The sequence below is a fragment of the Fischerella thermalis PCC 7521 genome, assembly GCF_000317225.1.
Lineage (GTDB): Bacteria > Cyanobacteriota > Cyanobacteriia > Cyanobacteriales > Nostocaceae > Fischerella > Fischerella thermalis.
Map to the genome: position 1 here is coordinate 1 of NZ_AJLL01000108.1, position 1,098 is coordinate 1,098.

General features: G+C 50.0%; 1 protein-coding gene. It reads right to left on the minus strand.

The window, feature by feature from the left end; all coding sequences use genetic code 11:
- The gene (psbA, locus tag UYK_RS0123715; RefSeq protein WP_009454952.1) at positions 1 to 1,083 is read right to left on the minus strand and encodes a photosystem II q(b) protein; all 1,083 of its coding nucleotides are present in this window, start codon (positions 1,081 to 1,083) and stop codon (positions 1 to 3) included.
- Between the last annotated feature and the right edge of the window lie 15 nt (positions 1,084 to 1,098).

The following is a 1,098-nucleotide window of genomic DNA, read 5'->3' on the forward strand; positions in this document are numbered from 1 at the left end:
TTAGCCGTTGATCGCAGGAGCAGTCAATGCAACAGGAGCAACATCGCCACTAGCTAAGTCGAGGGGGAAGTTGTGAGCATTACGCTCGTGCATAACTTCCATACCCAAGTTAGCGCGGTTGATGATGTCTGCCCAAGTGTTGATCACGCGACCCTGAGAGTCAATCACTGACTGGTTGAAGTTGAAACCATTCAGGTTGAACGCCATGGTGCTGATTCCCAGGGCGGTGAACCAGATTCCAATTACAGGCCAAGCAGCCAAGAAGAAGTGCAAGCTGCGAGAGTTGTTGAAGGAAGCGTATTGGAAGATCAAGCGACCGAAGTAACCGTGGGCTGCAACGATGTTGTAGGTTTCTTCTTCTTGACCGAACTTGTAACCGTAGTTCTGAGATTCGGTTTCGGTTGTTTCGCGAACCAAGGAAGAAGTTACCAAAGAACCGTGCATTGCACTGAATAAGCTACCACCGAATACACCTGCTACACCTAGCTGGTGGAAGGGGTGCATTAAGATGTTGTGCTCTGCTTGGAACACTAACATGAAGTTGAATGTTCCGGAGATACCTAAGGGCATTCCGTCAGAGAAGGAACCTTGACCCAAGGGGTAGATCAAGAATACTGCCGTTGCTGCTGCTACGGGTGCAGAGTAGGCTACGGCAATCCAAGGACGCATTCCTAAGCGGTAGGACAATTCCCACTCACGACCCATGTAGCAGAATACGCCAATTAAAAAGTGGAAGATTACCAATTGGTAAGGACCACCGTTGTACAGCCACTCATCTAGAGATGCTGCTTCCCATACTGGGTAGAAGTGTAAACCGATGGCGTTGGAAGAAGGTACTACTGCGCCGGAGATGATGTTGTTTCCGTACAGTAAGGAACCTGCTACTGGTTCACGGATACCGTCGATGTCTACGGGAGGTGCGGCGATGAAGGCGATGATGAAGCAGGTGGTTGCGGCTAGCAAGGTGGGGATCATCAATACCCCGAACCAACCTATATACAGGCGGTTTTCTGTGCTGGTGATCCAGTTGCAGAACCGCTCCCATACGTTGGCGCTTTGTGCGCGTTGTAAGGTTGCTGTCATTGTTCTTATGATTGC

Coding starts and splice junctions, on each gene's coding strand:
- psbA (WP_009454952.1), bottom strand. CDS start 1,083: ATGACAGCAACCTTACAACGCGCACAAAGCGCCAACGTATGGGAGCGG.